The sequence below is a fragment of the Corynebacterium coyleae genome (assembly GCF_030408635.1).
In the GTDB taxonomy this organism is placed as follows: domain Bacteria; phylum Actinomycetota; class Actinomycetes; order Mycobacteriales; family Mycobacteriaceae; genus Corynebacterium; species Corynebacterium coyleae.
Window position 1 is genome coordinate 1,800,312 of sequence record NZ_CP047198.1, and the last position, 25,835, is coordinate 1,826,146.

Annotated in this window: 20 protein-coding genes, 1 tRNA gene and 1 pseudogene; 11 read left to right on the forward strand and 11 right to left on the reverse strand. The window is 54.6% G+C overall.

The window, feature by feature from the left end; all coding sequences use genetic code 11:
• Positions 1-112: 112 nt before the first annotated feature.
• Positions 113-1,243 (forward strand): XRE family transcriptional regulator, encoded by a 1,131-nt coding sequence (locus CCOY_RS08720; RefSeq protein ID WP_167594454.1) that lies wholly within the window; start codon positions 113-115, stop codon positions 1,241-1,243.
• 65 nt (positions 1,244-1,308) lie between these two features.
• Complete coding sequence (locus CCOY_RS08725; protein ID WP_092100353.1) at positions 1,309-1,494, forward strand: hypothetical protein; 186 nt, start codon at positions 1,309-1,311, stop codon at positions 1,492-1,494.
• Between the two features lie 18 nt (positions 1,495-1,512).
• Here CCOY_RS08725 and CCOY_RS08730 read toward each other — a convergent pair whose 3' ends face one another.
• The 3 genes from CCOY_RS08730 to CCOY_RS12155 all read right to left on the reverse strand — a co-directional run bounded on the left by CCOY_RS08730 (position 1,513) and on the right by CCOY_RS12155 (position 3,987).
• Positions 1,513-2,172: an RloB family protein gene (locus CCOY_RS08730; protein ID WP_092100355.1), complete on the reverse strand. Its 660-nt coding sequence runs from the start codon at positions 2,170-2,172 to the stop codon at positions 1,513-1,515.
• Entirely contained in the window at positions 2,165-3,508 is a 1,344-nt protein-coding gene (locus tag CCOY_RS08735) for an AAA family ATPase (RefSeq protein WP_143028413.1), read from the reverse strand. The genes CCOY_RS08730 and CCOY_RS08735 overlap by 8 nt, the downstream gene beginning before the upstream one ends.
• Before the next feature lie 98 nt (positions 3,509-3,606).
• The gene (locus tag CCOY_RS12155; RefSeq protein ID WP_092100359.1) at positions 3,607-3,987 is read right to left on the reverse strand and encodes a helix-turn-helix domain-containing protein; all 381 of its coding nucleotides are present in this window, start codon (positions 3,985-3,987) and stop codon (positions 3,607-3,609) included.
• Positions 3,988-4,131: 144 nt separating this feature from the next.
• Here CCOY_RS12155 and CCOY_RS08740 point away from each other — a divergent pair, with 144 nt between their 5' ends.
• On the forward strand, positions 4,132-5,778 hold the full coding sequence (locus tag CCOY_RS08740; RefSeq protein ID WP_092100361.1) for a DUF262 domain-containing protein: 1,647 nt from the start codon (positions 4,132-4,134) through the stop codon (positions 5,776-5,778).
• 44 nt (positions 5,779-5,822) lie between these two features.
• Here the strand turns inward: CCOY_RS08740 and CCOY_RS08745 are convergent, their stop codons facing one another.
• Both CCOY_RS08745 and istA (CCOY_RS08750) read right to left on the reverse strand, forming a co-directional pair.
• A complete protein-coding gene (locus tag CCOY_RS08745; protein ID WP_092100363.1) occupies positions 5,823-6,581 on the reverse strand; it encodes an ATP-binding protein in 759 nt (252 codons plus the stop codon).
• A gap of 14 nt (positions 6,582-6,595) precedes the next feature.
• Positions 6,596-7,939 (reverse strand): IS21 family transposase, encoded by a 1,344-nt coding sequence (istA, locus tag CCOY_RS08750; protein WP_244268625.1) that lies wholly within the window; start codon positions 7,937-7,939, stop codon positions 6,596-6,598.
• Positions 7,940-8,085: 146 nt separating this feature from the next.
• Between istA (CCOY_RS08750) and istA (CCOY_RS08755) the strand changes: the two genes are divergently transcribed.
• Together istA (CCOY_RS08755) and CCOY_RS08760 are read left to right on the forward strand one after the other, a co-directional pair.
• Positions 8,086-9,720, forward strand: coding sequence for an IS21 family transposase (gene istA, locus CCOY_RS08755; protein ID WP_083308148.1), 1,635 nt, complete (start codon positions 8,086-8,088; stop codon positions 9,718-9,720).
• A complete protein-coding gene (locus CCOY_RS08760; protein WP_070451844.1) occupies positions 9,717-10,493 on the forward strand; it encodes an ATP-binding protein in 777 nt (258 codons plus the stop codon). Before istA (CCOY_RS08755) ends, CCOY_RS08760 begins: the two co-directional genes overlap by 4 nt.
• A gap of 85 nt (positions 10,494-10,578) precedes the next feature.
• Here CCOY_RS08760 and CCOY_RS08765 read toward each other — a convergent pair whose 3' ends face one another.
• Positions 10,579-10,845: a helix-turn-helix domain-containing protein gene (locus CCOY_RS08765; RefSeq protein ID WP_244268626.1), complete on the reverse strand. Its 267-nt coding sequence runs from the start codon at positions 10,843-10,845 to the stop codon at positions 10,579-10,581.
• A gap of 224 nt (positions 10,846-11,069) precedes the next feature.
• On the opposite strand from CCOY_RS08765, the gene CCOY_RS08770 reads away from it, so the two are divergent.
• Positions 11,070-11,927 (forward strand): PIN-like domain-containing protein, encoded by an 858-nt coding sequence (locus CCOY_RS08770; protein ID WP_143028414.1) that lies wholly within the window; start codon positions 11,070-11,072, stop codon positions 11,925-11,927.
• A 298-nt stretch (positions 11,928-12,225) separates the two neighbouring features.
• Here CCOY_RS08770 and CCOY_RS08775 read toward each other — a convergent pair whose 3' ends face one another.
• Positions 12,226-12,867 (reverse strand): hypothetical protein, encoded by a 642-nt coding sequence (locus CCOY_RS08775; RefSeq protein ID WP_143028415.1) that lies wholly within the window; start codon positions 12,865-12,867, stop codon positions 12,226-12,228.
• Between the two features lie 27 nt (positions 12,868-12,894).
• Entirely contained in the window at positions 12,895-13,158 is a 264-nt protein-coding gene (locus tag CCOY_RS08780) for a hypothetical protein (protein WP_092100369.1), read from the reverse strand.
• Between the two features lie 112 nt (positions 13,159-13,270).
• On the opposite strand from CCOY_RS08780, the gene CCOY_RS08785 reads away from it, so the two are divergent.
• Positions 13,271-13,343, forward strand: a tRNA-Asn gene (locus CCOY_RS08785).
• Between the two features lie 686 nt (positions 13,344-14,029).
• On the opposite strand, the pseudogene CCOY_RS08790 reads toward CCOY_RS08785, so the two are convergent.
• Positions 14,030-15,252, reverse strand: a pseudogene (locus CCOY_RS08790) (IS3 family transposase).
• A 315-nt stretch (positions 15,253-15,567) separates the two neighbouring features.
• Here CCOY_RS08790 and CCOY_RS08795 point away from each other — a divergent pair.
• From CCOY_RS08795 to CCOY_RS08810, 4 genes are all read left to right on the forward strand, one after another.
• Positions 15,568-16,398 (forward strand): hypothetical protein, encoded by an 831-nt coding sequence (locus CCOY_RS08795; protein WP_143028416.1) that lies wholly within the window; start codon positions 15,568-15,570, stop codon positions 16,396-16,398.
• Positions 16,399-17,178: 780 nt separating this feature from the next.
• Positions 17,179-18,783, forward strand: a complete 1,605-nt coding sequence (gene istA, locus CCOY_RS08800; RefSeq protein WP_070483559.1) for an IS21 family transposase — start codon at positions 17,179-17,181, stop codon at positions 18,781-18,783.
• 6 nt (positions 18,784-18,789) lie between these two features.
• Positions 18,790-19,551, forward strand: coding sequence for an ATP-binding protein (locus CCOY_RS08805; protein WP_070422898.1), 762 nt, complete (start codon positions 18,790-18,792; stop codon positions 19,549-19,551).
• A gap of 424 nt (positions 19,552-19,975) precedes the next feature.
• Entirely contained in the window at positions 19,976-21,538 is a 1,563-nt protein-coding gene (locus CCOY_RS08810; protein ID WP_167594455.1) for an asparagine synthase-related protein, read from the forward strand.
• 70 nt (positions 21,539-21,608) lie between these two features.
• Here the strand turns inward: CCOY_RS08810 and CCOY_RS08815 are convergent, their stop codons facing one another.
• Both CCOY_RS08815 and CCOY_RS08820 read right to left on the reverse strand, forming a co-directional pair.
• On the reverse strand, positions 21,609-24,089 hold the full coding sequence (locus CCOY_RS08815; protein ID WP_092100377.1) for a glycosyltransferase family 4 protein: 2,481 nt from the start codon (positions 24,087-24,089) through the stop codon (positions 21,609-21,611).
• Positions 24,090-24,230: 141 nt separating this feature from the next.
• The gene (locus CCOY_RS08820; protein WP_143028417.1) at positions 24,231-25,676 is read right to left on the reverse strand and encodes an asparagine synthetase B family protein; all 1,446 of its coding nucleotides are present in this window, start codon (positions 25,674-25,676) and stop codon (positions 24,231-24,233) included.
• Positions 25,677-25,835 lie beyond the last annotated feature (159 nt).

Below are 25,835 nucleotides of genomic sequence, written 5' to 3' on the forward strand. Positions count from 1 at the left end.
CCCAGCGCTTTTGCTTTGCGACGAGCACCTACCGGTAGTACAGAGTTCAAGCCTATTCATCCGGATTTCGCTATGGCACAGCCAGATCTTTTCGGGACTGAGGACGATGACATTGATTTCACAATCTCGCGAGCGAGCGGAGACTAACCCCGCTCGCATCTCGCCGTCCCGAATTACGGTCGCGCGACTGCGCCGAGGCCTCACAAAAGCGGAGCTGGCTGCAGATCTCGACGTTGCCCCAGCAACCCTTTCTCGCTGGGAGAACGAAGGGCCACCGCCTTCCCGCACAGAGCCACTCCTCAAGCGCCTTGAATCAGCACTCGGCTTTACCGACGGCTACTTCCTCTCCGAGGAACTCGAGGTCCCATCGATGAACTCCACACTCTTTCGAGCCGGCAGCCGCGCAACGCAGCGGCAGAAAGGCGTTGCAGTCGCATCCGGGGCAAACGCCTCCACGCTCTTGGCGTGGCTTCGCAGCAACTTCAACTTTCCAGAACCCAACCTCCCGGATCTGTCCGGATTTACGCCTGAGGAGACAGCCCGCCACGCGCGTACGATCTGGCAGCTGGGAGATCGACCAGTTCCAAACTCGGTTCAGCTCGCCGAGTCGTGCGGCATCGCCGTCATGGGCCTTCCACCGGCAGCCTCTGCGGTGGATGCATTTTCCATGTGGGACGGCGAGCAGCCGTTTATCTTCCTCGCCCGGCGCCACACGTCCGAATGCGCCCGCTTCGATCTCGCACACGAGTTGGGCCACCTGCTACTCCACAGCAGTGACGAGCCACGCAGCGGAGCACGCGAAGAGGATGAGGCCAACCAGTTCGCTGCCGACTTCCTCATCCCGCCCGGCATAGTTCACGCGCACTTCCGGCTGCACCCGAGCCTCGATGACATCCTCCGCCTCAAAACCGCCTTGAAAGTGTCAGCCATGGCCATGCTTCGCGCCGCGTACCACCACGGCAAGCTCAGCGAGCGGGAATATCAATTCCACCTGACCACCCTCTCCGCGCGCGGTTTCCGCACCGACGAGCCCGGCAGCACACTGCAATACGAACGCTCCCGCGTCTTCGATTACGTGCTTTCCCCCGAAGGTGGCGCCAGCATCACGAGCATCGCTGACGAAACACAGCTCCCGCCACAGGATCTGCACGCCCTCATGCTCAGCGCCCACCCCCACACGGTCTCGAGCGCTGCCACGGCAACCAGCGCCCCGGCCCGCCCAACACTTCGCGTGGTGCGATGAACTGCGCAACGAACCATGCACCCGCTACCGTTTCCTTTGAGACCACGAGTAAGAGGTGATACGCAGTGGCAGATAGAAACTGGGATGCTCGTAGCAACCACAAGCGCGAACCTCACCCGTTGCAAAATGAACCCGCCTACGAGCGAGCCACCGACCCCCGCCAAGCGGTGCGCGATGCCCTCGACGAGCAGATGCGGTCCCGCCCCACCACAATGTGGCAAGCGTTCTGGGACGGCTTCAGGCGCGCGTAGCCGGCCGATGCCTCGCGCCTACCTCCCGTAAAGCGACGCCAAAAGGAGCTGCACAAGCAGGTGCACCGTGGTGACGGATGCATGACGACCAACCTGCTCATCAAACTCTTCGATCGATGCGTACTCAGTGCCTACTTTGCGGCTTGCCCGTGATACCGCTTGCTGTATCTGCTCCATCGTGAATTTCGGCTTCGCGGTTTTAGTGAATGTTGGCCAATACGTTTTCAGCGCCGCTTCGACCTCTTTCTGCGAGCGCACCCCCTTTGCTTCGGCGTAGTGAAGAAGTAGCCACGCCTCAAAAGAGGGAACGCTGAACGCCACGCCTCTGTCCTTTCGCTCGGCTGCCCACCGGAATACCTCGCCGAGCTGCTCTGGTGTGGCAGCGTCCTCGTCAAGCACCACCCAGGCTTGGTCACCTGGCTGCAAGTCCTTAGACCGCTTAAGTTGGGCCAACCAGTCGTCTGCCGTTCTTAGCAGCGCAGGAGGATCGGGCTTATCGCCTTGTCGCACTTCAACTTTGACCGATTTGTCCCGAAAGCAATCCATCTCAAAGTAGTTCTTTTCGGTCACGCCCTCGGTGACGATTAAGAACACTGCCTTGAGCGAGCGGCTGTTTGCAGATGCGGCCTTCCCCCGGAACTTATTCTGCCGAGCGGACCGAACATTCCTACTATTCATCCGGGAACTCCAGCGGTTTGATCGATGGCACTCCACCGAAGCGACCGTTCAGGTAACTCTTCCTCAGGTCGGTAACCTTGCGTGGCCCCTTGAAGTCCGAAAGCACGCTGGCTTGTGTCTGGCCAAAGCGGTCCTTTTCGATCACCCAGATTTCATCGCGCCGAAGCAACTCTGGGTCCATGAGCAGAAGGTCATGCGTGGTGAAGAGCAGCTGCACCCGACTGTCTTCATTCGAGTTTGCAAGAAAACCGCCGATGAGTGCGCGCGAAAGCTCAGTATGAAAATTCCGGTCCAACTCATCCACGACGAGAACCGCCTCCGTACCAGCAGATGCCAGCTTTGAGAAAAAGCCCAACAGACGCGCTGCGGATTGCGTGCCATCAGACTCGTCTCGCCATTTCAAAGCTCGGCTTTGCCCTGGACCCGACGAGTGCATCAGGGAAATGCGTTCAGCACTCATCTCCCCGTCTTCCAGGCGTACAGTGAAGCGACCAGCAGGCAGCTCAACATCGATTGGGTTATCCGGATACTGGCGTAAGAGTTGGTCAATCTCTTTCCCACGCTCGGCGCTCATGCCTATCGACGACAACGGCACCGGCTCAGCCTGCACACCGGTGATTCCCGCATCAATCTGCGTGATCACTTCTTTCCAACCTTCGGAGAAGGACATCGTGCTGGATCTGTCAATCACACCTGCCGGGATAACCAGTACTGTCTGCAAGAACACAAGCACAACATCAAACAGGCCCAACCGAAGTTCCTGCGGGAAACGAGAGAGGTTCGCTTCGCTCGCAAACGAGGCTAGCGGCACTTTTTCCGGCACTGATGCCAAAAGCGCGCGGGCCTGGGCGACCTCATTCGGATACACTGACTCCTTCTTATCCAGGAGCGGGAAATAAAACTCATCGCCACTGCGCTCGAAGATATCTACTTCATCGCGCGAGCGGTACTGTGTTAACCGCTCCGCGACGACACGGTGTGCGTCATAGTGGAGGATGTACTCGTAGATAACATCGTCCACAGAAAACAGAATCTCGAAACTCGTTGGCTCCGTATCCGCCTCGGGCTTGAGTTTGAAAGGGTCATACGGCATCGACTCCGACGGCCGCGGCGGGTCTGTAACGATGTGACGCAGGACGATCAGCGCTCGTACAAACGTTGATTTACCGGCAGCGTTTGCACCAAACAGCGCCGCTACTGGATTCACCCGTTTGCCGTAACGACGTTTCAGCTCAGGACAGCGCTCGCGATGGACCTGCTCCCGGGTGGCGACCATATTTATCGACGCAGGCTCATAAACCGAGCGAAAGTTTCCGATAGTTAAATCGAGCAACACAGCAGTCCCCAACACAATTCCATTTGACACACTTTTCTTGCATCTTATGTGAAATCGGTTTCTGCGGAGACACTGCTAACTGGTACATGCAGGTTCCCCTACCCCAAGCCGCTCACCGTGTACGCAATAGCCGGTTTCGGCGATCGACAATTCCCCCACTGCGACCATTCCTCAACATGCAGGTTCGCATGGCGACGCTCTGAAACTGAGACAGCAAACCTACTGCCCGTTCTCTTTACTTCGAGCTTGAGTTCTGCACCGAGAGCATTCGCGATGGCCCGGAGAGTCGACATTGCGAAGTTCATTCCGCCTCTTTCGAACTCGGCAAACACGCACGGGGCCATGCCCGCCCGCCGTGCGACATCTTCTACACCCAGTCCAGATTCTTGGCGGATCCGCTTGAGCTGACGAACTAGCCCCGTCTGCTGCCGGGCGTTCGAGAGCCCAAGGATTAGTTGCTCACACATCGCTTCCTCCATCTCCCCCGTGTATTTTATTGTTGCAACCGCACTTTCTGTTGTGGAAGTTAGTGGCGATCTAGTAACAGGCTTCACCGCAGCACATTTCCAATTCCGCTCGTCGTTCCCCAGCTATGAGAGACAGAGACGGCTAGGCTCCGTTCCATGGCATTGTATCTCGACGGCAAGTCACTTACTGCTGGTGAGCTATTCCACAATCACCGTTTTCTGATCCCCCAGTATCAACGAGAGTACGCATGGGGAAAAGCTGAGGTGGAAGAGTTTATGCGCGACTTAGCAGGTGCTCTCACCGAAGACTATTTCATTGGACTCATAATTCTTGCGGGAGAAGACGATGAAAAGGAAGTGGTAGACGGCCAGCAGCGGCTGGTAACGATCACCCTCCTTGCCCATCATCTCGTCAATCTCGCCGTTAGGTCGGAACGGCACGCGTTAGCAACCCGTTTAGACAGCACATTTCTTCGCGAAATTGATTACACAAGTGACGAAGAGCGTCCCCGGCTTCGACTCTCCAGCACCTCAGACAATTCGGCACTTTTGCACATTTTGGGCGTTGATCACGAGACCACATTAAACGTAGCGCAGCAAGGAGGAACCCCGAATAAAGAAGTAATAAATACATCCGATCTCGACACTGCAGCGAACCTCCTCGAAGCAAGCAGTGCGATACGCACTTTCTTAGAAAATGATTTGGGTGAGGATACCTTCAAAAGGTTAGGCGCATGGGCGGAATTCCTGACGAACCGTCTATACATCGCAAGATTTATTCTTCCTGATGTAAATGCCGCCTACAGGACCTTCGAAACAATCAATGCTCGCGGTAAAAACCTTACGACAGCCGATCTTCTCAAGAGCTACGTACTGAGTCAGGCTCCCGATGGCAGCGAAGATGATTTCTACAGCAGATGGCTCATGCTTCAGGCGGACCTAGGTGACGCAAAGAGGAACACACTAGTTCAGTTCATCAGACACGCTTTCACCTTGCAACGCGGTTACGTGCTCCCCCGAGACCTTTACGACGAATTAACCGGCAGAGGCACAAAAAACCCAGCTTTACCTGGAGCGGACGTACTCAAGATGCTCGAAAACGAGATCGATGTCTATCGCCAAATCAACAATCCTAACCTGAGCGGCCCCTCGTCCGATTTAAGTCTTAGGGTTTTCCACATTTTAAGCCGGCTCAACGTTCAGGGCGTTAGACCCATTTTGCTGGCGATCTCGCACCAGAAGGATGCTGAAGAAGGCTATAAACAGGTGCTACGTCTGGTAGTAACGCGCATGACTGTGGGCAACCTAGGCACGGGTGCCATCGACCGGCGGTTTGGTGAAACTGCGAAACGCATAGTCGAAATGAACTCTTGGCGTGAGCCTTTGACCGAACTTCAGAACGAGCTGATGCCTGACAGAGAAAAGTTCTTCCAAGCGGTTCGTGACCGCTCGATGAATAGAAACCTTCTCGAGCTTTTAAGGGCATCGGCTTTGTCTGGCGAAATAGCGCCCGTTCTCTCAAATACACTGCACCTAGTAAAACCGAAAAACGGTGACTGGGGTAGCGCCGATCAACAGTCTGTAAGCCGATGGGTTAACACCATCGGGAATACCGTTTTCGCCACGGCATCCCGCAGACCGAACGGAACTTCTGACTGGAATACTTTCTTAGAGGATTTTCTACCCCTCGCGGAGGAAGCTGGTGAGGATGTCCAAAGATTCCGCACATACGAGTCCTGGGTGTCAGATGCGGGTTTTTGGTACCGGTGTTCCGGAGACCCGGTACTGCTGTGTTCCGGGTAGTTGGTACCGGGGCCGGGCCGACGGAGTCGGCCCGGCTGTTTGTCTTATTCGTCCGGTTCTATTGGGGCGGTGGCCTTGCGCATGTCGAAGTCTCCGATGCGGATTCGGTGGCCGTTGTTGAGGCGGCTAACGAGTGAATCGGCTCCGACTCTGTCGGGGAGGGCTTCGACCCAATAGGCGGCGGCCGATTGGGAGGAGATCAGTGTTGGGAGTCGACCGTCGCGGTCGAATATGATCTTGCTCAGGTCTTCTTGCCCGCGCTGGTTGATGCTCATGGTCATAAAATCGTCGATGATAAGGACATCGACATTGATCAGTTTCCGCATCTTATCGAGGTAGTTTTGGTCAGTCGGTGAGAAGACCGCCAACATGTCTACGAGTTGGTCTAGCCGGTAGTAGGCCACGGAGTATCCGGCTTGGCATGCGGCGACGCCGATGGCGCAGACTATGTATGTTTTCCCTGTTCCGGTCGGTGCGAGGATGTGAATGTTGGTCGGGTTTTCCCGCCAGTTGGTCGCCGCGATTCGTTTCAGTTGGCGCATGTTGATGCCGCGTTGTTCTGCTCGGGTGACTTCAGCAAGGCTCGCGTCCGGGTATCGGAATTGTGCCTGGGTGATGGCTTTGGCGATGTTGCGTTGTTGCCGTTGTGTGTAGGCCTCTTCGACTGCTGCGAGGAAGATGTCCTCTGGTAGCGCATCCGCGTAGGCCTCGTCGTTGACAATCTCGTAGAAGACATCAGCGAAGGTCGATACGCGAAGCTTTCGCATTTTTGCCCGTACTGTTTCGTCATTGATGTTGCTCATGGTTCACGCTCCTTCTAGTTTTCGTAGTGGTCAGCAGGCCGGATGAAGACGGCGTCAGCTGCGTCGCTGGTAAGCGGGGCGCTTGGGCGTTGTTGGTTCTTCGTCGCGGGCTGTGTCTTTCGCCCTGGTGCAGCAGGGTGCTGCTGAGCGTGCGCAATGTCAGTCTGGATGCGCTTGATCACAGCCATAGTTGGAGCCAGCTTCTTTTCTAAGACCTGCTGGCACGCCGGCTCGAGGGTGGCTTTGCTGTGCTTTTTGCCCAGGTTGGCCAGCACGTTGCGAGCTTGAAGAAGTCCGCGGGGTACGGCGGCACTATTACGATCGAGGATCATCGCTATGACTGTGTGCGTTGCAGAACCGAACGACGAGGCCCAAGCCAAGAGTTCGTCGCGGGTGAGCGCCTTGTGGCCTTCGTCATCGCTGCTTGGCCCATGGTTGGGATCAGTGGAGTACCGGTATTTGAATCCGTGAAGGCGTGTGTGTTCAGCAACTAGTTGATCACCGTTGAAGATGCTCACCAGTTGCGGGGTGAGCCTGACCGTCACTGCCTCTCCTACCAGCTGAAATGGCACAGAATAGTACTGGTAGTCACAGGTGATGTGCCAATTACGGTCGACTTTGAGCCGCTTGTATGACACTTCCGTAAACGGTGTCGGCGGCAGATCGCGCATCACTGGTGCTTCTTCTTGCTCAAAGCGCATGCGCCGTGTTGTGCCATCAGCCCGTGTCATTGCGCTGTTGATATCGGCAAGCCGGTCAGCGATTGCCTCATTGAGTTCATCGAGATTGTAGAAGACCTCGTCGCTGAAATACCCGAGTATTTTGGTGTAGGCGATTTTCACAGCACGTTCTACTGCCGCTTTGTCGCGTGGCCTGCCAGGTCTTGTCGGCACAATCGTGACCCCGTAGTAGTCGGCAAACGCTGCGTAGCGGTCAGTGACCATCCGGTAGCCTGAATGCTTCCTCGGCCGGTAGGTCGCCGTAGAGGCATTATCCGGCACGATGACCGCCGGTAATTTGCCAAGATAGTTCAACGCTTTGACGTGGCATGCAATCCAAGCCGGCATCTTCTCATTCGCAGCAGCAGTGACGTACATCAGCCCTGAGTACGGGCATACCGCGACAAACAGCGACGCCTTGAATGCGGTATCACCACTGGCCTGATCCACCACCGGCACTTTGTCGCCAGCCCAGTCGACGTAAAGCTCTTGCCCCGGCTCATGGGTGACGACTTCGACAAGATCATGAGCACGGAGAAATTCATTGAGCCCACTGCAAAACTGGGAGTACTGGTACTTTGTCTTGTCCGTCGGACACGGCTGCGACAAGTAGTCCATCCACAGCTTGTGCCTGGTCACGTGCTTTTTGCTGTTGCGCGGGGGTATCCAGTAACACCGTGGTGAGTATCGGGTAACGCAATGGTGAGTATCGGGTAACGCTTTGGGAGAAGATTCTTCTGACCGCGTGGCAAAAGGACACGCGGCATCATCAGAGGAGTCCGATCGTGACTGATTACCGGGCTGTGATGGACCTTGTCTTACAAGGCTGGTCCGTCCGCCAAATCTGCTCGACTGTGCGATGCTCACACACCACAGTTCAAAAAGCCCGCCACACAATGGCGGCACACCAGATCACAACCGGTGAACAACTCGCCGGTATCACCGACGAAGAAATGGCCACATGGTTTGTCGATGGCCGAAGTGGTGCCCAAGGCGACTTCGTACCCATCGACTTTGACGCAGTGGCCAAAGCACGTACCGGCCGCAACAAAGTCACTCTCCAAGTCTTGTGGGGCCGCTACACCACCCAACCAGCCCACCCGTCCCAGCGTTACTACAGCTACGAGCGTTTCCGCCAGCTTGTTGCTGAACACGTCGATGCCACAGGACTTACCGCACGCATTACCCATGCCCCGGGACACACCATGCAAGTCGACTGGGCTGGCACCGCAATGCGCCTGTTCGACCCAACTGATGCTCGGGGTGCAAAAGTCAGCATTTTCGTGGCGTCACTGCCGTATTCCGGCATGTTGTTTGCCTGTGCTTGCCCGAACCAGCGGCAACAAGCGTGGCTGTGGGCGCATATCCAAGCATTTGAATACTTCGGCGGGGTTGCTGAAGTCATCGTGCCGGACAATGCTTCGACAGCATCCCACGCAATTAGTGCTGCTGACCGCAACCGGCAGGTCAATTCCACCTACGAGGAATTCCTTGAGCACTACAACACTGCCGCGCTGCCTGCTCGTGCTCGGCGTCCAAAGGATAAGGCGAATGTAGAAGCAGCAGTCAAGATCATCACCCAAAAAGTCATCCACACCCTCCACGGACATCAATGTATTGGGCTCGATGAACTCAATGCGCGCATCCGCAGCCTGGTTGACAGCATCAATGACGCGGTACCGTTTCGCGGCATCAACACCAGCAGAAGGATGCTCTTTGACGAGTTTGAACGCGATGTACTCGGCGAACTTCCCACAACACCGTGGCAGCATACCGAATGGAAACGTGCGAAAGTCGCCCCCAACTTCCACATCACCGTCAACACAGCACGTTATTCGGTGCCTTACCAGCTCGTCGGCCGGACTGTCGATGTACGTATCACTGGCAATGAAGTAACCGTCTTTGATGCCGGGCAGCGTGTTGCAACCCACCGGCTTGCCCAAGCCCGGGGAATCTATGTCACCGATGTGGATCATATTCCTGCCAACATGGCTGATACCACAGGGTTGTGGACCAGTGACTACTTCTACCGTGAAGCAGCCAAGATCGGGCCAGCAACCCGGACAGTCATCGAAGAACTCATCAGCGCAAAGGCAATCCCTGCCCAGGCATTTCAGTCGTGCCGAAACGTACTGAATATGGGCAAACACGCCAACAAAGTGATTTTAGAACAAGCCTGTGCACGCCTGATCGCACCTGATGGCACCAGGAGAGCAGTGTCGTATACCGCGGTGAAAAACATGATGGCCGCGGTACGCAAAGACCAATCAACCCGCCCGACAGGCCATGATTTGCCAGCCACAACAGCGCCTGAAACACCACCGGTGGAACACGCACGCGATACCCGCGGCGCATATCTGGGTGGGTCTGCCCAGTTCAGTATGGAAAACCTCACGAAGAAAGGACCCCTACAGTCATGACACAGCCACAACCAGCATCAGCATCAGCGCGCTTTCTTGATGAATCGATCCTGCCTGTCTTTACCGATCTACGTATGACGGCTTTTGGCCGAACCGTGATTGATATTGCAGCAGATCCTGTCTTCGACTCGTGGAGCTTTTCTGACAAAGTGCTCTACGCGCTCGATAAAGAAGTCGCGGCCAAGCGTGAACGACGAGTCAACAAATTACTCAAAGCATCCCGATCGCCAAATCTCGATGCGTGTATCGAAGACATCACCTACGCACCCGGCCGCAACCTCAACAAAGAGCAAATCACCAGACTCGCTCACTGCCAATGGTGTCAAAAAGCGCAAAGCATTGTCATCCTCGGCAAATCATCCGTCGGCAAAACATACCTGGCCCAAGCACTCCTTACCGCTGCGTGCAGAAACGACTACTCTGCCCGTTTCTTCCGCACAGACACCCTGGCCAACCAGCTAATGGTGCTACGCCATGATGACACAGCACGCATGGAGTTTCTTCAAGACTTACACCTGGCAGACGTACTCGTGCTTGATGACTTCTTAACAACGCCGATTGATGCTGCCACAGCACACCAGCTGCTCAACATTCTTGCTGAGCGTGAACACCGGGGATCAACCATTGTCACCTCCCAGTTCACGCCCGATGAGTGGTACAAGTCCATCCCGGATGCTGTCATCGCCGAGTCGATACTGAATCGGCTTGTCGTTGGCGCTGAGATCATCACGCTGGAAGGCCCGAACATGCGCCTCGAAGCCAATACGCAGTAGCGGCTCATAGTCAACGCCCGGGTGTTACCCGATACTCACCCGGGCGTTACTGGATACTCACCACAGCGTTACTAAATCCGTGGTCCTAACACTTTTTGCTTTGGAGCTTGCGTGCAAGGGCTTGAAAATCAGGCTGGTCGTAGGACATCGTCCGCTTACTCCGGCCGTCGCTGAATCGATCATCGAACCATCCCGGTGGGAGTTGGCGGAAACGCTCTGGCGTTAGTGCCTCATCAGCGATGACTTTCTTTGCGCGGGATACTTCTCGTCGTGAACATCCCAATGCGTGTGTGATCTGCGCGTAGCTTGCACCGTCAAGGCACATCGCGATGATCTGTTTGAAGTTAGCCACAAGGACCGGCTCCTTCCAAGTAGATGTTGACGCGACACCACCGGATTGTGGTGTCGCCAACATCAACTATGAAAGAAAACCCCTTGCAGTACCGGGTACGTGGAACACCGGTACCAACTACGCGGACTCGCGGTACCAACTACCCCGAATCGACACTGGGACGAAACCTCAGTCAAACAAGAAGGTGAATACATTGCGAGCAGGGCATCGGAGGTTTGGTTCTAGTGCAACAAGATGAAGCGCTCAACCGCGTCTACGAGGTTTTAAACCACAACCCGATATCCAAGCATCCTAAACTGATTATTGACGGGCTCAATCTTTTCCCCGGTTGGACTTCAGACGGAAAAGCGTACCCTTTCGATCGTGATCAACGGCTCGTCGACCTAGAAGTAATCGATCACCGAAAAGTTGCTATTGCGTTCGACACCAATGTTTACAAGAAATATGGTTTCGGCGGAAAGAAGTTGGATGACCAACAGGACTACCTCGCTACGAGGCATCAGGGTCCCCTTCTCATGCCGGGCCAGGTTCTACTGGAGGTATGGAACGGACTCAACGATTCGAAGTCTTTTCTGCAAGACTTAGCAGATATCTCGAAGCGCTTAGAAAGACTAGTACGCGACGCTCAGGCACACGGATTCAGTTCACTTGATGGCGTGATGGACGCGGTCGAGAGCATCAACAGAGAATTGGAAGATTCAGACCGACCGTTGGTCAAACACGGCGTCAGAGATTTCGTCAAAATCTTTCTTGCAAAATCAGATCCAAAATTCGTGCCTCGCGAAGAGTTTGCAGCGCTCGCCTCGGTTCGTAATTCTGCAAAAAGTCCACCTGGTTTTGGCGACCCTGATCGAAAGAATGGTGATTTTTTCGTCTGGGCAGATTTTCTTTACGCATTGGCTTCCGCGGATCTCTCCGATGTCCCTGCAGTCATCTTTGTCACTAATGATCGGAAAAAGAATGACTGGCAGCTGGAAGGTGTGCCGCACCCGTTTCTAGTGGCAGAAGTGGCCGAGCTCTGCAACAAACCATTCGACCTTCTCGATGTGGATACTTTCAATCGAACGTTTCCGTTTGAATAGCACCAAGAATCGAACCGGTATCCCACTACACAACGCTGTAGAGCCCCCATCCAGGAATAAGCGTACCTATGATGACCTTGGAAGATTCGTTACATTCAACTTCATCGTATCTTCCTCCGTTTGGGGCTCTCCAGCATCAGTTGGCAACCACATCTGAATTTAGATTGAGCGCGTGACGACTACCTTGGCCTTCGGGGTTCATCCACTACTCCAACCTCAACAAAAGGTCACCGTCATGCAGTGCTGCCTTTTGGTCGCAGTGAGGGGCTCCGAGAACGCTATCGCCTGGGACGAACCCCTACACCCCAATCTCCGCCGGCGTACACACCGGCACCTCACGCATGAACGCCTCCGGCGCGCCCTGCTGGCGCAGTTTGATGCCGTTGTAGCACGCCTGCGTCATACCCGTCCGCTTCGTGCCATCAGCCGGAATCCTGGCCCACTTGCCGTCCGTGTTCTTGAAGAACAGGATCCAGTCCGTACCCTTCGCACCCGCAACAGCCCACTTGCCGTCGCAGAAGTTCACGGTCGTACCGAACCCTGCCGGCCACTCCGGCACAACCGCGTCAAACGCAGCTGGCGAGCACGAGTTCCCCGCCGGCTTCGCCTTCTGCTTCGGCGCCAGCGCAGGCACCGACAGCGCCGACGCGATCGCCGCAAGCCCACCAAGCACCTGAGCGTTCAGTGGCTCCGGCAGTTCCAGCCACCCCTGTTGCACCGCAACTGCCCCACTAATGCCAACGGCCGCCAGAACACCCAGCGAGATGCCCACAATGGCGCCACTGCTTAACGACGACCCTTCATCCCCCGCCGTACCTTCCTCCCGAGTAACAGCGCCATCGCTTTGCGACACGCTACTTTCCGCTAACGCATACGGCGCAACAACAACAGAGGTGGATACGGCGGCAGCGACGCCGAGAGCAAGCATCGGTTTCTTCATGTCGCCCACCCTACTCACCATCACCGCCTATGTCGCGGGAAACAGCGCAATTCCCCACACTCCAAGCGCAACCGCCGCAGCGATGAGCAACCACCACACCACCCCACGCGGCCGACGAAACCAACGGTTCGCCACAAGCCACACCACCGACGGGATGATCAGCGCCAGGCCCAAGAAAACCAGCGCACGCCAATCCTCAAAGCGCGGCGCCGTGAGCATGAACACCACGCCCAACCCAATAAGGCCACCAGCAAGTGCGTGTGGACGAACCCCACCAACAGGAATAATCATAACCGCCACAATAACGCACAATTACCCGCATTGACCAGGCGATTTTGCACCTATAACAATCCACGCTATTGTTACATCTCGTTGCACAGCAATGAGCAACACAACAAAATATTCCTCCATAGCTCAGTTGGCAGAGCATTCGACTGTTAATCGAAGGGTCACTGGTTCGAGCCCAGTTGGAGGAGCAACAAAACGCCCCGCTCTCCGCATGCGGGGCGTTTTGGCGTTCATCACGGGTCAAACGGGTTAAACGGGGGTTAAGGCGGGTTAAGGCTCAAAAGTGTGTCTACTATCGGCGTGTCGCGGGGGTTAGATGTGGCCCTTTTGGATGTTGCGACCGCGTTTCTGGTAGCGGCGGCGTGACTTTCCGGTAGTGATTCAGTGGGTATCGGGTAGCAGTGTCGGCTGTGGGTTCTTGGTACCGGTGCTCCGAAGACTCGGTACTGCCCCGTCCCGAGTAGTTGGTACCGCCACCGTCACCAGAGCCGAGCCACCTGTCGCAGCCCGGCTGTATGAACTAGTACTAGTTGTCGTTCAGGTCTACTGGGACAGGAGCCTTGCGCACGGTGAAGTTTTTAAGCGGATTCGGTGACTGCGGTGTTGCAGCCGGAAATTCGGCAGCGGTGTTCGCGATCTTCCGGTGACGGTTTGGTAGGCCTCCTGGCAGCTCAGAACGCTCTGGGTCTCTCCCACGGAGCCACCATCACGTTGGTGGCTCGGTATCGGGACGGCATTGCATCTCGCGAGCAGGTCTCCAGACGGTTCCTTCCAAGCGGGAGCTGGCAACGCAGACACAGGCCACCGAACGACGGTACTTCCAGCATCAACAATGGGAGAAAACTGAAGCGTCCAGGGTTTGGTTCCGCTTCTTTTATGGCCTTGTGTTGATGGGCTCGGTGAGATAATACTCGGTTTCTATTTCCTGTGGGGTGGCGTAGTCCAAGGCTTCGTGAAGGCGTTTGGTGTTCCACCAATGCACCCATCGCAAGGTGGCAAGCTCGACTTCGCCGACCGACGTCCACAGGCCGTGCGCATGGATAGGTTCAGCCTTGTAGAGACCGTTGACCGTCTCCGCCAGCGCGTTGTCATAGGAATCGCCAACGGTGCCGACACTCGGCCGGATTCCGGCTTCAGCTAAAGCGGCGGAGTACCTCAACGACACGTACTGACTTCCCCGATCACTGTGGTGTACCAGCTGATCGCCATGGATTCGACCGGCAGTTGTTAAAGAATGTTCCAAAGCCTCCATCGGCAGCGCATCGGTACGCATCGTAGAGCGTGTGGCAACACCGACTATTTTGCGGCTGTAGACGTCAGTGACAAACGCTGTGTATGCAAACCCTGACAGGGTGCGAACGTAGGTAATGTCGGTCACCCAAAGCCGTCCAGGTGCTGTTGCACGAAAGTTTCGCTCTACCAAGTCCGGGCGATGATCCGGTGTCTTGGCACTGATCGTAGTTATCGGGATTCGTCCACGTCGTCGACCAGAAACACCTGCAAGCTTCATCAAGCGTGCAGTATTGTCACGGCCGGCATGAAAGCCTTCGCGGTTCATCGCGTGCCACATCTTGCGGATGCCTTGGACCGAGAAGTTTTCCGCATGCACGCGTTGAATCTCTGGGATAAGCAGACTATCGCTTAACGCTGTCGCACTCGGGACACGAGTAGTGGCTTTGCGGTAGCCGCGAGAAGTGATGAATCCACGATCTGCCGGTTTCAAAACACGGCAGATGGCCTCGAACCCAAACTGATCCTTGTGCGCGTCGATGTAGGCGATCATTTGGTCGTGGGTCGGTCGAGTTCCGCCGCGAAAAAGTCGAGGCAGTCTTGAGGATTGCGTTGGCTCGTTTCAACTCGCGTTTTTCGGCGCAGCCGCTTAAGCTCTTCTTCCAAGGTTTCACCACCTGAAGGCAAAGCCTGCTCGTTGACTGCGATGCTGTCGCGGTATCAAGCGCGCAACGTGTGGTGGGACACGCCAAGAAGCTCTCCGACTTCCTCGTAAGCGCGTTGCCGTGAGCACGACTCCAAACGGATCATCTCAACGACTTGATGAACCGCCTTCTCCCTGAATTCGACGGAATACTTTCTGGGCATAATGCCAATCCTTCCTTAGCAGAGGTAGGAACTAAACCCAGGACGCTTCATGGCCCGTACTTAACTGGAACCCGCGTCCCTCTAATGCGATGCGATACGGGAACCTAAAGGGCAACGCCTGCCCCCAGAGATGACGACTTGATTTTGCAGCCCGTCTACTCCTTCTTTCTGTGCTGAAGCAGTTAAAAAGCTTTCGCTCGGGACGGAGAGCGATGCCTCCAACCGCTATTTACCCTGGAGGAGGAATGCTGTAGTGTTCTCAGAATGCTTAGACGAGACCTGTCACGTTTCGAAAACGTTTGCTCGTATCGGAACTTGGGCGACTTTTTTGCGTCTTCGCCCGATGCCGAGTTCATCACTGTCAAATACGGCGACAGTGAGTTGGATCTTCTTCACATTGATCGCGGGGCAGATACAACAATAGTCTGCTTTCACGCTGCACTCGCGCATGGGAAAGTATCTTCCTACCCGCTCTTCTCCGCTCTAAACGTTACCTCTGGGTTCAATGTAAATGTCATTTGCATTTCCGATCCCGTCCTATCAATGGGTCTCAGCCTTGGGTGGTTTGCGGGCACGAGATCACAACCTCTGCAAAGAGATCTGCCAAACGTCATTCGCCACCTTCTCAGTAGCTACGAAAAGAAGCAGCGCGTAATTTTCTTTGGAGCTTCGGGCGGCGGATTTGCAAGCCTCTTCTACTCTCACGGTTTTCCAGGTTCCATTGCACTGGCCATGAATCCACAAACAGACATCGCTGAATACAATCCCGACGTGGTCGCCGACTACGTCGAGACTGCCTGGGGGCAGTCGAGCCTTGAGTCGCTACCTATCGTTACCGATTTAGGCGAGTTATACCGAGACGGTTTCCCAAACACTGTGTACTTCATGCAAAATGTTTTTGATGGTCATCACCGCGACCGGCACGTCGCCTATTGGATGCGGAAGATTCCTGCCGAATCCAACAGGTTGAATCTGCTTATGGACGATTGGGGGCAAGGCCACGTCCCACCACCTATATCTCTAATTGAGTCCACTATCGGCGCAATTATCGCAAATGACCACGAGAAACTGGCATCTTTTGGTTTTGTCACCGCACCGGCGGTTGATGAACCAGCGCGACAGTTCCTTTCCCGCCGGAGTACGTAAATGCCACGGCCGCTTCTTCTCGCAACAACCCCACCGCAGTGGTAGGTGGCCCAACAATCCTGATTACACTCACAGACTTCTCCCCTGGCCACTACGACGGCGGGAATGTTATTTGCGACGATAGATATTCCAGTCACTTGTGCGTAGTAAATGCGGCCGAAACCGCATGAGTCGTTATAGCAAGCGATGCTGTCATTATTCGCCTTGACCTGAAGTATCGCTAAGGCGCCGACAGTTCTGTGATGGCTTTCTTACCGGTGTGCACTAGAGAAGAGCCCCGTGTCGGGATCGGAAAGGGATCCCGCTTCATAGGTGATATGCGAATTCACCTTCATAACTGACCGCTCGTTAAAGCTAACAAAGTCGCGGATCGGCGGTGAGTAGTAGCCAGGTGCGTAAAGAGCGATCATTCACTCTGCCTGAGCTGTTAGCAAGTCGCCAGTCTCGAGGCCGAAAAACTCCACTCCAGCTGACCGAACGGCTTCAAAGACTTTCGGCCTATCCGCACATACCCCAAGGAATAGTGGGTCTTTCAAGTACGCGCCATTCGTCATGAGGGCATGACAACTAACTATTCTGTCCCGTAACTTCCTACGAAGTGTAGGCTACCAGCACGCGACGGGTTGCCGTTTCCGTGTAGTTGGTAGGGGCAATCCGCGTAGTTGGTAGGGGTTTTCCGGATAGGTGGTAGGGGTCTTCTTTTTCGGTCATTTTTGTAGGTGACGTCGGCGCAATCTGTGCCGGTGTGTCACCACTTTCTGACCGCAAGGAGGGCCTTTTATGGCCAACTTCAAAGACATCATGGCGATGTGTTTGACCGGAGCGAGTTATGCAGCCATCTCTGCTGCCTTGGAGTGCTCCAACAGGGATATCGCCAAAGTCAAAGCAGTGATTGCTGACCACGCAATCACGCAGTCTTCGTTCGCCCAGCTGGATCCAGAGTTCTTCGATACGCACTTTAGCGATCAGCGAACGAGTCGGCGTTTGCGCTATGACCGACCTGACTTCGAAAAACTCGCGAAGAAGCTGGCGAACAACAAGCACCTCACGCGCCATAAACTGTGGATGGACTATGTCGCTTCCCCGTGCGCCGCAGGTGAATCGAAGTACCAGTACTCCCAGTTCTGTGAACACCTGCGTGACTACATCCGGGCTACCGGCATGACCTCGATTATCGAGCATGAACCAGGCCAAGAGCTCTACGTCGACTGGGCGGGCGACAAAGTCCGCATCATCGACCAAGCCACCGGTGAGGTAGGGATGAAAGCTTGCCTATTTGTGGCTGTCTGTCCCTACTCTTCTTTGTTATTTGTGGTTGCTACGGCGAATGAGAAGATGGACGCCTGGATTGACTGCCACGTCAAAGCCCTAAACTACCTCGGGAAACGCCCCGGCATCATCGTTCCTGATAACGCGCCGACTGCAACGTATCGCCCGGCGAAGAACAAACCCGCACGACGCATCCAACAGCGCTATGCGGACTTCGCTGACTACTATGACATCTTGCTTGTACCAGCACGTCCGGGAAAACCCCGCGATAAAGCCGCAGTTGAGCGTGCCGTCCAACTTGTCTATACGCGTATCCTTGGCTATTTCGATGGGGTTGAGTTCTATAGCCTTGAAGAGCTCAACGAAGCGATCGCTGAGCGCCTCGAAGACATCAACACAACCATGCCCAATGCGCATGGGTTTACTCGTCGTGAGCTGTTTGACATCGATGAAGCACCCATGATGCGCAACCTTCCTGACACCCCATTTACGGAAGTGTCCTGGCGCAGCGTCAAAGTCGATCGCAATTGGCACATCTGTTGTGACTACCAGTACTACTCCGTGCCGTTTCAATACATCGGCAAGACTTTGCGCGCACGACTGACCAACAGCCTGGTCAGCATCTTCAACGGCGATAGCCTCGTGGCCGAACACCCGCGTATGCACGGGTTTAAGTACCGCTATTGCACAGACCCTGCGCATACCCCAGACAAAGAGATTACTGGGGTCAAACCGCTAACTCGCGATGAGCTCTACGCCAGAGCATCGTCGTTTGGGCCCGCAACCAGCAAGGTCATCGCCATGATCCTTGAGCACAACGCCCAAGCCCTGCCACGCGGTTTACGCACAGCCCGCAACGTGTTGGTCAAGCTCGGGAACAAGCACAACAAAACCACACTTGAACCAGCATGCCAGCAAATCATCGACCACAACCTCGCGCCGAATCTGCAGGTCATCTCCCGCATCCAGGCCGACATCGCCCGCAACGGTAACGCCGAAGCCAACACCCCAACACCACAAACAGGCCAGGCTCGGGTAGTCGATATCGCCGCAATGCCAGAAGCAGTGTTCCTGCGCCCTGCAAGCTACTACGACACCCCGAAGCAGGAGGACTAACCCATCATGACCACGATCCATCTTGACGATGACATCCGTGCAACGCTGCGCAAGCTGCGGCTTTCAACCTTCGCTGATACCTTCTTCGCACTTGCCAGTGCAGATGAAGCAAACACCGAGTTGCCTGAAGAGATATTTCTCAAAGCCGTGGAAGAAACCGCCCACAAACGTCGCGCGCAAAACATCACCAAAGCCATCACCCAAGCGAAGTTCCGGTACCCAGGTGCAACACTTGCCGAGCTGATAAACGTCGAAGAACGCGGCCTGAACCTTCGTCAACTCAAACGCATCGCTGCAACACCCTGGCGTGAAAACCCCGGAAACGTCCACCTCCTAGCCCCAACAGGGGCAGGCAAGACATACATCGCCTGCGCCATCGGAGTTGCTGCATGCCAGGCTGAATACAGCGTTGCGTACTACCGGCTCGACCAGCTTGTAGATGAATTAGCGGCCTTCCCGCCGACAGATGAGCGTTACGTAACCAAGATGCGCAGGCTACAAAACACTGACGTGCTCATCCTTGATGATTTCCTGACCATTGGAATCAACCAACGCGGGCAAGAAGACCTAACGAAGATCATATTCGACCGCGATGGCAGGCTGCCGACGATCATCGTTTCCCAAACCACTGCCGCATACTGGGTACAAAAACTTCCCGACCCAGTCGCAGCTGACTCCCTCGTCAGCAGACTCAACACCGGCCAACGCGTCGAACTCGGTGAATACGACATGCGCCACTTCCTAGCCACCCAACTAGAAACCGAGTAACACACCACCATCAACAGGCCCCGCGACGAGCAGCAGCCCCAACCCGTCGCGGGGCCCTACCAACTACCCGGAATCCAGCCCTACCACCGTTTCGGAATACCCCTACCAACTACGCGCACTCAGCACGGGTGGCAAAAGATAGACTGCAGGCATGATCTTTTTCGCGCTATTCCCCAAATCATCTGCAGCGAACGACCAGAACAGTCTCACTTCGCTCGCAGAGACGGTTTGTCGGTCCTTTGCCCCGTTCTTAGGTCCTCGCTATTCGCGGACTGCGATATACGACCACGACATCACGACAACCGGGGGTCTCTTAATTAGATTTGAGCCTTCGGCGCAGCAAAATCAGCCGTTCCACCGCGTACGAAAAGGGCGGTGGGCAGTCGCGACGAGCCCCAACGTCGTCGACGAGATCCTTACTTGTGTGACCAGCAAGACTGGCAGATTGCGTTACGAATCTTCCGTGTGGGGTTCATACGCTACTTTGGTCGGTGATAAGGGAACAGATCGTATCTACGGTTGGGCTACTGTACCGTCCCTCGAAACCCTCCACTATGGGCAATCCGATCAATTCATTGTTGTATCGAATCGACCTCTTCTCGCAGCGCTGACACTCAATGACGGTTCCCTGCACCGGATCCAACTGGATGACAAGTATGCATTAGAGTACCTCAATTTCGGCTACTCGGTTTCAGGGGTTACTCCCTTTCACGGGGTCACTACTTTGCCACCACGCTCGAGTCTGCAAATTGCCGGAGGGTCCCTCTCTATAGGAGCTGCGCCCGAAGAACCGGAATTGACGATTGAGGAGAGCAAGGACAGATGGTCCGAAGGTGTACCTGAGTTAGTCAACGCCTTTAAAGCATCCGTTCAACGGTCCGTTGCTAATCGTTCGACTGATTCGGTTCAGCTACGATTGAGTGGCGGACTTGATAGTCGCCTAATGCTTGGTCTTTTCAAGGATATCGAAGGAATCGAACTAACTGCGGTTACCCAGGGCAGTAAAGACTCTCAAGAAGTGATGGTTGCGGCCGAACTCGCAGAGCGGGCCAAAGTCAGTCACTTGGTTGTCGTCCCAAGCCCTATTGATCCCAGTAGTTGGATCAATTCTTTGGCGGGGAGCATCAGAGAATCGCAGGGAATGATTCCGTCTGAAAGTCTCGTCGCTCCGTACAAGAGCGCCGCGCCATTATCGCCTGGTGAAAATCTGGTAGCAGGACAATGGCCATTATTCAAAGGCGTTCTAGATAAAGCTGCGAATAACTCTTTGGATCGCGTCCGTGCAACTTTTTCCCGAATAGACGCGCAGCTACTGAACCCCGAGTTAAATGTGTACACCCAAGACGTTTTTGGTCAATGGTTAAGCTCCGTTGCTGCGCTATCTAATCTTGAGCTTTTGTACATGCACGGCTACGACCTCCGCTCATCTCGCTATTTGCAACCACACAGTATCCAAATCGACAGAGAATCGCAGGTGATGTACCCATTCTGCGATAGCGAAGTGGTTGCCGCCGCTAAGTCTTTGCCCACGATTAACCGCATGCAAAACATTTCCGCTTTTCTTGCTCTTCGAGAGATTTGGGAAGAGTCCCTAAAGGTCCCGCACGCATATGGGAAGGGGTTCCGTTTCGAGGCTAATCAACCTCTGAGTGGCGTCTCAGGGCCCGATTATGAGGCTCGATACGGCGCTCCCCGGCCCTATAACGGCCCGGTCTGGAAGCAGAGCGAAAACGGACCGGACTTTTCGCGCTACTTCACGAATCCGATCGGCGACACCGCAGCTTGGATTGTTCGGCACACCGAGTGGGAGGATGTCAAGGCCCTGCTCTCCGACGAGTTTTCGCAGTCGATAGAGAGAGTTGCTGGCTCTCCCTCGAACGTGGTCACGGAGCTTTTCCCAGTTCGAGCAGGGCGAAAAATCTTCAACCTGCGTCTTCAGCGGGTTGCCCTAGTCTTGCTATGGCGTACAAAGAGCTGGCTTGAGTAAACTTCTACATTGAGGTATTTGAACGCAGGGAGACCGCCATTTGGCGGCCTCCCCATCTCAATACCCTTCTCTATTGCGAAAATGCGCGAGACGTCAGACTCTGCCTAAAATTGAGGTAATCGTCCGGGGCAGGAGTCTCAATTCGACCGGACAGAACAAGTCGGAGATTTATGGCCACTAGGTCGTAGGGGGTAGGCACATAAGGTGGAGCAACGTCCAACTTTTCAACTACCTGCGACGAATACTCGGCAAGCACTGGTATCCGAGCTGCAAATGCACTTTCCGTGAGACTATCCCAAACTCCTCCACTTAAGGAGTCGATAAAGACGGAAACTTCTGCTGGCGTTTTTGCATCCGAATACTCAACGAAATCAATCATTGGATAGTCCAACTTCAGTTGCTCAAGAACCTCAATTTCAGACGCAGATCGCTCAGCAGGACCGATCATAACAACCACGCGCCCCTCGTCGTTTGACTGTTTTATGAGCGGAGTAGCATTCACCTCCCCTGGCAACCAAATAGAACTCGACGAAGCGACGAGGATGCTCGGTTGATCGGATATCAATGTAGAACACCGTGTCTCGCTAATCTCGATGGCTCGGGTTTTCATCTTCTCGGCACGTGCACTGCTGTTGCTATGCGCCGGGGCCTGTTCACGAGCGATGGAGTCTGCTTTCAAAATATCGCTCGCCGTGGTCCAGTTATAAAAACCGATACCAGCCTTCTCGAGCTGTCTACTGAGATTCTGCCCTACTCCCATTGCTTCGACGAACAACGGTTCAAAATCAGTTGCCACAAGAACGTCAGCCATAGACACTAGTTTGCGCCAAGTTTTGAAAGTCTCCTCAGCAGTACCAATTGCGGGTCCGAGGGTCCACCATTCCCCGTCCTCATCCTGCAGATAGATCTGCGACTTTTTAGCTAGCGCGACTCGCTGGGAACTGGCATGCATCGCTAAGAACAAGGGCGCCAGCTTCTTCGATCTCGCACGGGAAAATACCGCACCGGCCTTCACAAGCCCAAAATCCTCACTGCTTTCCGCTTGCTGCTGACTCTTTGGTGGCTCATGCGCTACTCGGCTCCACGCCTTCGCGAGAACAACTTCTTGCCTCTCCCACGTGTGCTCGTCGCGGATCTTCGTCACGTTCAATTGCAATTGCGGAAGGTCTGCGAGCGCCCTTTTGATGGCCTCAGCCATCGACCGCGGATCATTTGCGTCATGGGTTTCTCCAATTGAGTGTTTGCGGATGAAAGTCCCCTGCGCTTTAAGATCACTTCCCACAATCGGCAATCCCGCAACAATATATTCGCGAATCTTTGTCGCCAGTGCCTGCTCATGAGCAGGCGTACTGTACAAGGGGCTCAACCCAATATCCGCCGAAGAAATATAGCTGGTCACATAGCTGGACGGAACGTAGTCAACGATGCGGACCCGGTCAGAGACCTTAAATTGAGCAGCCAGATTGAGAATCTGATTTCGCGGCTTGAGATCCTTTGATCCGACAAATGCCAAATGAAGACTTGGAATCTTGGACACCGCTTCCACCGCGTCGTAGATACCACGTCGTTCGGCCAGTTTGCCCACGTACACGGCCAACGGAGCGCCGTCTGGAATTCGGAGTTCCTCCCTCAACGATTGTCGATCGGGATCGTGATTCAAAACGTGGGCAGCAAGAGGCGCGTTTTCTACAACGAACGGTTTTGCACTCAAGTGGTGGCGATTTGCCAAAGACTCTGCGAGATCATTCGAAACCGTGATTACTGCGTCGGCCTGGTGAATCATTTCCGATTCTAGGTTCAGCCACCCATATCTATGTTGAGCGGGGCCACTAAACCGCTGACCGGGAAGAAACTCATGCGCATCATAGATCCAGGGCACCTCAATTCCTTTTTCGCGCATTTCGTCCGAGTACCGAACTGCGGCCGACATTGGATGTCTGTCATGGACATGAATTATGTCAGGCTCAATCAGACGTAACGCGGAGAGAAAGGCCTCCTCGAATCCAGGAATCTGGGGCCACAGGTTCTTCCACTCACCTGGAATTGCACTCTTACGCCAACTGCTTGCATTTTTCGCGTTTACTGTTGCACGAAGCATGCGCTGATACTGTTTTCGAATTGGCTGGGTCGCACGGTGAATGCACTGTTCCCAGTCATGCGTCGGCTGCGACGGGGCCCTAAACCTCTCAGGTGCCAAGAGGTGGGGCAACGCCTTGGCGGATTCCAACTCCGCCGATAATTTGGAGAATTTCACCTCCCAGCCACGAAGGACATTATTGAATTCCTGTTGCTTTCGATCAATGAAATCTTCCGCAGGCTCAGCCTCGGTATTCAGTGTCCTGCGCCACGCGGTATATTCAGAGAAATCTGGAACTGGCCTGAAGATCGGTATCGATTGGTATGAACCAAACTGGGGAACGGTTTTATTCTTGATTCCGACCAAATAGACATCGTGACCTAAGTTCTTGGCAGAAACGGCTGCTTTTTCGACACGTGAATCACCTTCAACCGCATTCCCAACCAGCATTGCCATTTTCCGTCGTTCGGCCATACTCTCTCCGCACTCTCCAGCCACTCTTACTGCAGACTACTTGCTTCCTGCAAGCTTTTGCTCATGCAAGTATAGTCTGCAGACGAAACGGTGGAAGATCTTGCCCTACGGTGGTGGCGAGTGGATCCTTGGATCCTAGCTCTACAGCCACGCACCTTCAGCCCACATTGCTGCGAGGGCCAAACGCGACAACGCCACTCTTTTGCTCTTCTTCTCGACGTAACTGGTAAACAGGCTCGCCGATCGGCTTGGCCCAGCTGCCACCACAGTCTCAACAAGTTGAACAGTAGAAGAGTCCAGCATCGGTCTGAGTTTTTGCCAAACAGAGCTCTGCGCTACATACTCAGCTGCATAAAACTCAATTGCCCCCATAACCTTGGCAAAATCAGTCCCTTTATAGACAGGCTCGTGGACGAAACCTGTAAATGGAGAAGGTTCGCCCCTCCTGTTCTTGAAAGACAGTCCAGATACGCCTGCTAGCGGACCATTCGCCTCAAAACGTAGAGTTTTGGTCGTGTTAAGTGGCACCGTTAGCGCCTCCGGCCAAATCTGCTGAAGCGCGAAGAAACTCACATAGTTCGGCGCGCGGTTTTCGATCGGGATCGCATCACTTAAAGCAGTAACTTCAGAATCTGCCATTGGGTAACTCACCTGGCAATCTCGGTCCGTTTGGCTAGTTTGCGCCTCAAGGTAGCGACTCGACCGCATATCTCGCGCAAAGTTATATAGGACCTCCGCGTTGGAGACCGCAACCATAGAGCTCAGCCACCTCTCAAGGACATCCGAGCAGTACTCTGAGAGTTCATCGTTCACTAAACCACTCCCGCGGGTGAAAATCCGATAAAGCACTTCGTTTTCATCAGCAGTTGGGACGCTGTCCAGATACCCTTTAAACAGAGGCCATTGACCGAGGGTGATTGCGCCCCCGTTTGAGGACGGGTTAGTGGGAGAGAAAGGCGCCACAAGAGACTCCGAGGGAATCAGCCCGCCACTGTCTTTAATGGACTTAACGAGCGACGAGAGGTAGTCGAAACGGACCAGCGGTTCCGGCGCCTTGATCACGTGAGACACTCCCGCCATTGATGCGAGTTGGGAAGCTATTGCAACTTCTTTGTCGCTAGCAACCCCATGAGTTACACACTTAATTTCGTCGAAATCTGTTTTCGAAAAGAGGCCTAACAGAAACCTCGAGTCCAATCCCCCACTGAGCCTAATTTGCAGATCTCCATAAGATGATCGCGCGTAACACCGGCTGGCAGCATTTTCTAGAGCAGTAGCTAATTCAGGCGCTGCGTACCGGCGAGGATCCGACTGTTGATCAATCTCCGGTGTCGATTGGATAGGCGCAGCAACAAACGTAAAGCTCCTGCCGCTAATTGATAGAGCAGAACGCGATGGGAGTGTTGTCACGCTCTGGAACGGCGAGATTCCGGAAATCGAATAGCCGAATTCTAGGTACTCCGCCAGATACGCATGGTTAAGGTCCTCAATGCGGACTCGTCGTTTCAGTTCAGCGAGTTTGCAAATGATAGGCCGATTGCTGATTAGAAAGTGTTCCTGGGAATCGCAGAAATAGATGGGGTCCATAGCAGGGACTGTGTTCCATGCCAGAACTCGTTTAGCACTCGAATCTCCGTAAACTGTCGCAAATGAACCCCAAACTGGTTCACTAAAATACGCAGCCCCTGCACGAGATCTAAGGTTTCGCGCCAAGCGAGATGCAGTTTGATTCGCGGAAGAAACACA

Bases quoted from the DNA above. Each gene is read 5' to 3' on its own strand.
- CCOY_RS08780 (WP_092100369.1), bottom strand. From the start codon at position 13,158: ATGATTATTCCTGTTGGTGGGGTTCGTCCACACGCACTTGCTGGTGGC.
- CCOY_RS12155 (WP_092100359.1), bottom strand. From the start codon at position 3,987: ATGGAGGAAGCGATGTGTGAGCAACTAATCCTTGGGCTCTCGAACGCC.
- istA (WP_070483559.1), top strand. From the start codon at position 17,179: ATGGCCAACTTCAAAGACATCATGGCGATGTGTTTGACCGGAGCGAGT.
- CCOY_RS08730 (WP_092100355.1), bottom strand. From the start codon at position 2,172: ATGAATAGTAGGAATGTTCGGTCCGCTCGGCAGAATAAGTTCCGGGGG.
- CCOY_RS08820 (WP_143028417.1), bottom strand. From the start codon at position 25,676: ATGGACCCCATCTATTTCTGCGATTCCCAGGAACACTTTCTAATCAGC.
- CCOY_RS08805 (WP_070422898.1), top strand. From the start codon at position 18,790: ATGACCACGATCCATCTTGACGATGACATCCGTGCAACGCTGCGCAAG.
- CCOY_RS08775 (WP_143028415.1), bottom strand. From the start codon at position 12,867: ATGAAGAAACCGATGCTTGCTCTCGGCGTCGCTGCCGCCGTATCCACC.
- CCOY_RS08815 (WP_092100377.1), bottom strand. From the start codon at position 24,089: ATGGCCGAACGACGGAAAATGGCAATGCTGGTTGGGAATGCGGTTGAA.
- CCOY_RS08745 (WP_092100363.1), bottom strand. From the start codon at position 6,581: ATGAGCAACATCAATGACGAAACAGTACGGGCAAAAATGCGAAAGCTT.
- CCOY_RS08760 (WP_070451844.1), top strand. From the start codon at position 9,717: ATGACACAGCCACAACCAGCATCAGCATCAGCGCGCTTTCTTGATGAA.
- CCOY_RS08740 (WP_092100361.1), top strand. From the start codon at position 4,132: ATGGCATTGTATCTCGACGGCAAGTCACTTACTGCTGGTGAGCTATTC.